4 protein-coding genes are annotated in these 3743 nt (G+C 63.1%); 2 read left to right on the forward strand and 2 right to left on the reverse strand.

From position 1 onward, the window contains the following. The coding region (locus ENZ74_RS25255) for a DNA primase (protein WP_245471002.1) at positions 1–513 on the reverse strand (513 nt) is incomplete at its 3' end. A gap of 141 nt (positions 514–654) precedes the next feature. Continuing rightward, a complete protein-coding gene (locus tag ENZ74_RS25260; protein WP_013530147.1) occupies positions 655–1026 on the reverse strand; it encodes an RcnB family protein in 372 nt (123 codons plus the stop codon). Positions 1027–1413: 387 nt separating this feature from the next. Between ENZ74_RS25260 and ENZ74_RS25265 the strand changes: the two genes are divergently transcribed. After that, a complete protein-coding gene (locus ENZ74_RS25265) occupies positions 1414–3078 on the forward strand; it encodes a Na/Pi cotransporter family protein (RefSeq protein WP_013530146.1) in 1665 nt (554 codons plus the stop codon). A 145-nt stretch (positions 3079–3223) separates the two neighbouring features. Continuing rightward, positions 3224–3743 (forward strand): MFS transporter (locus tag ENZ74_RS25270; protein ID WP_164761195.1); only part of this gene is annotated, 520 nt, incomplete at its 3' end.

The following is a 3743-nucleotide window of genomic DNA, read 5'->3' on the forward strand; positions in this document are numbered from 1 at the left end:
CTCCTTCAGCGCATTGCGGCTGTCGGGCGCAAAACCAAGCCGGAACGATTGCTGCGTCGCCGGCGTCAGGCCGCGGTCGCGCAGATAGGCACGCGCCTTGGCGCCTTCCGGTCCCTGCAGCCGTTCCTGGAAGAAGGCGGTCGCCATCTCCATGACGTCGGTCAGGCTGGCGCGTTCCTTTTCGCGCCGCTCCTCCTGCGCATCGCGGACCGGCATCGGCACCCCGGCCATGTCGGCGATCTTTTCCACAGCTTCGGGAAAGCTCATCCCGTCCAGTTCGGTGAGGAACTTGAAATGATCGCCCGAGACCGAACAGCCGAAACAATGGTAGCGGCCCTTCTTGTCCTCGCAGTGGAAGGAAGGGCTCTTCTCGCCATGGAACGGGCAGCAGGCCCAATAGTCGCCGCGCGGTGCGTTGGTCTTCTTGCGGTCCCACGCGACGCGCTGGCCGATCACCGATGAAATCGGCACGCGGTCGCGTATCTCGTCGAGGAAGGCGGGTGGAAAGCGCATCGGGGAACTCGTTTCCCGATTATATAATCACGCCCGCGAAATCCGACGACCCTTAATGCGGGCCATACCCGGTTTCCACAGGCAAAAAGAAAGGCGGCCGTAGCGGGCCGCCTCCCTTTTCAATGTCCGGCAAGGTGCCGATTAATGCGCGGCAAGCGCGCCGAAGATGACGCCGGAGAGGATGCCGACCAGCACATAGTCGTTGCCGACGCGGATCCATTCCTGGCCGCGGCCGGGGCGATGCAGGCCGTAGCGGCCATAGTCGCGGATCGGCTGATGGCGCTTCCAGCCGGAATATTTCTGGCCATGCCGCCAGTTGTTGCGCTTCACGACGACGACCTTCTTCTTGTAAACGCGCTTCCTCACATCGCTGTGGTGGCCGGGCTTCTGCCAGTCGACCTGGCTGTAGTTCGACTGCGGCGCGTTCGGCGCATTCAGCGGTGCGGCCTGGCCGGTGAGCGACGTGGCGGCCAGCATCGAGAAAGCGAGTGCGGAAAGGACGATGCGTTTCATGAGAAGTCTCCTTGGTTGTCGATATCGAAGCAGTAGCTGCCCATCGATGAACCGAAACTGAACGCACGCATTACAATTATGTAATGGATTCCTTGATTTACCCAAGGAAGCTGAACATGATCGCAAAGGCAGGAGCCAGTCGCACCGCAAACTCGGCCTATCCGCCGCTTCGCGCCCGCCCAGCAATGCAACCATTTGCGCGTCCGTCCATTTTCCGACACCGCCTGTCGCGCGGCAACGGCCCTTGAAATCGACAAGATTTTATTATCCGGCTAAAATATTCGAGCTATTATAAGTCACCGCCATGAACATGATTCGTTCCCTCGTTTTTCCTTCTGATCGCCACGCAAAACAGGGCGGGCGCCCTGTTTGCATGCGGGGGACGAAATGAGCGGGTCCGTCGTCCTTCTGCATCTGGCCGGCGCCGTGGCGCTGATGCTGTTTGCCACCCGCATGGTGAAGACCGGCGTTGAACGCGCCTATGGCGACGTGCTGCGCCATCGCCTCCGCGCCACCATGCGCAATCCGATCATGGCGGTGCTGGCCGGCACCGGCCTTGCCATCGCCCTGCAGAGCTCCACCGCCGTCACGCTGCTGGTCGGCTCCTTCGCCGGCTCTGGCATCGTCTCTGGCGCCGCGGGTCAATTGGCAGTGCGCGGCGCCGAAATCGGATCGGCGCTGGTGGTCAAGCTGCTGACCTTCGACCTCACCTTGCTGGTGCCGCTGTGCCTGATCACCGGCACGGTCATGTTCATGGCCACCGAGCGGCGCGACTGGCGCCAGTCCGGCCGCATCCTGGTCGGCATCGGCCTTCTGATCCTCTCGCTGGAGATGATCGGCCAGGCATCGGAGCCCCTGCGCAACAGCCAGCTCATGCCGGTCATCATCAACTACTTCTCGACCGATTCCATCACCGCCTATCTGCTGGCGGCACTGATCACCTGGCTGTTCCAGTCGAGCATCGCGGCGGTGCTGTTGATGGCGACGCTGGCAGGCCGTGGCCTGATCACGCCCGAACTTGGCGTCGTTCTCATCCTTGGCGTCAACCTCGGCTCCTCGATCATCGCGCCGATGCTGACCCGTTCGTCGAGCCCCGAGGTGCGCGTCGTGCCGATCGGCAATCTCCTGATGCGCGGGCTTGGCTCGCTGGTCATGCTGATCCTGGTCATGATCTTCAGGCCGCACTTCGCCTTTCTCGGTTCGACGGCGGCGGACCAGATCGTCAATGCCCACATCCTGTTCAATGTGCTGATCCTGCTCGCCGGCCTGCCGCTGGCAGGCTTCGTCTACCGCGCTTCGGAGAAGATCGTCGCACTTGGCACCAAGCCCGTGCCGGCCGCCTCGCTTGACGTCGTCGAGCTGTCCGCGCTCAACGAAAGCGCGCTCGACGTGCCGAGCCAGGCGCTGGCCAATGCCACCCGCGAGGTGGTGCGGGTCTGCGAGACGATCGAGATCATGCTCAAGCGTATCATCGAACTCTATGAAAGTGCCGACGCCGACAAGATCAAGGCGCTGGCCGCACTCGACGACCGCGTCGACCGCAAGCACGCCGCGATCAAGCTCTACCTCGCCAAACTGACCAGGAACCCGCTGACCGAGGACGAGGCGCTGCGCTGCCAGGAACTGATCGGCGCCTGCGTCAAGCTCGAGCAGGTCGGCGACATCATCGTGCGCAACATGCTGGTGCATGTGAAGAAGAAGTTCGAGCGCGGACTGGAATTCACCGACGAGGGCTGGGCCGAGCTGTGCGCCTTCCATGGCTCGGTTCTGGCCAATGCGCGGCTTGCCTTCAACGTTCTGGTGTCGCGCGATCCCGAGACCGCCCGTCAGCTGGTGCTGGAAAAGGACCGGCTGCGCGACCGCGAAAAGGAAACCAGCGCCAGCCATTTCGTGCGGCTGCGCGACGGCACCGCCAAGAGCGTCGAAACCAGCTCGATCCATCTCGACACCATCCGCGACCTGAAACAGATCAATTCGCTGCTGGCCTCGATGGCCTATCCGGTGCTTGAAGAGCGCGGCCTGCTGACGGGGTCGCGGTTGAAGGCGAGCTGAGAAGCGCCACTTTCCCTTCTCCCCTGGGGAGAAGGGAAGCGGCTGCTCGCATCCAATTCAAGAAAACCTAAACTCGCGACAAAAATTTCTGGATTGCCCGCAAAGCCCATCCGTGGTTTGAGGCGCTTCCAGCTAAGGCTTCCCCATGTCGCTTCCGCTCATCGCCCTGTTCATCGCCGCCTTTGCCTTCGGCACCACCGAATTCGTCATTGCCGGCGTGCTGCCGCAGGTGGCGCAAGGCCTGGGCGTCTCGGTTCCCTCCGCCGGCTATCTCGTCTCCGGCTATGCCGGCGGCATCGCCATCGGCGGCCCGCTGCTGGCGCTCGCCACCAAGTCATTGTCGCGCAAGAGCCTGCTGCTCGGCCTAGCCATCGCCTTCACCATTGGCCAGGCGGCTTGCGCGCTGGCGCCCGATTTCACCTCGATGCTTCTGTTGCTCATTGCCGTGGCGGTCGCGCATGGCGCCTATTTCGGCGTCGCCATGGTCGTTGCCGTCGGTCTCGTGCGCGAGGACCAGCGCGGCATGGCTGTCGCCGTCATCCTGTCCGGCCTCACCGTCTCCAACGTCATCGGCGTGCCGGCCGGCACCGCGATCGGCAACATCTGGGGCTGGCGTGCGACTTTCTGGGTGATGTGCGCGCTGGGTGTCGCGGCAACGCTTGCCA

This window comes from Mesorhizobium sp. M7A.F.Ca.CA.002.15.2.1 (assembly GCF_003998715.1).
GTDB classification, from domain to species: Bacteria; Pseudomonadota; Alphaproteobacteria; order Rhizobiales; family Rhizobiaceae; genus Mesorhizobium; species Mesorhizobium ciceri.

Excerpts from the sequence above, each read along its gene's own strand:
- ENZ74_RS25260 (WP_013530147.1), bottom strand. The coding sequence starts at position 1,026 with ATGAAACGCATCGTCCTTTCCGCACTCGCTTTCTCGATGCTGGCCGCC.
- ENZ74_RS25265 (WP_013530146.1), top strand. The coding sequence starts at position 1,414 with ATGAGCGGGTCCGTCGTCCTTCTGCATCTGGCCGGCGCCGTGGCGCTG.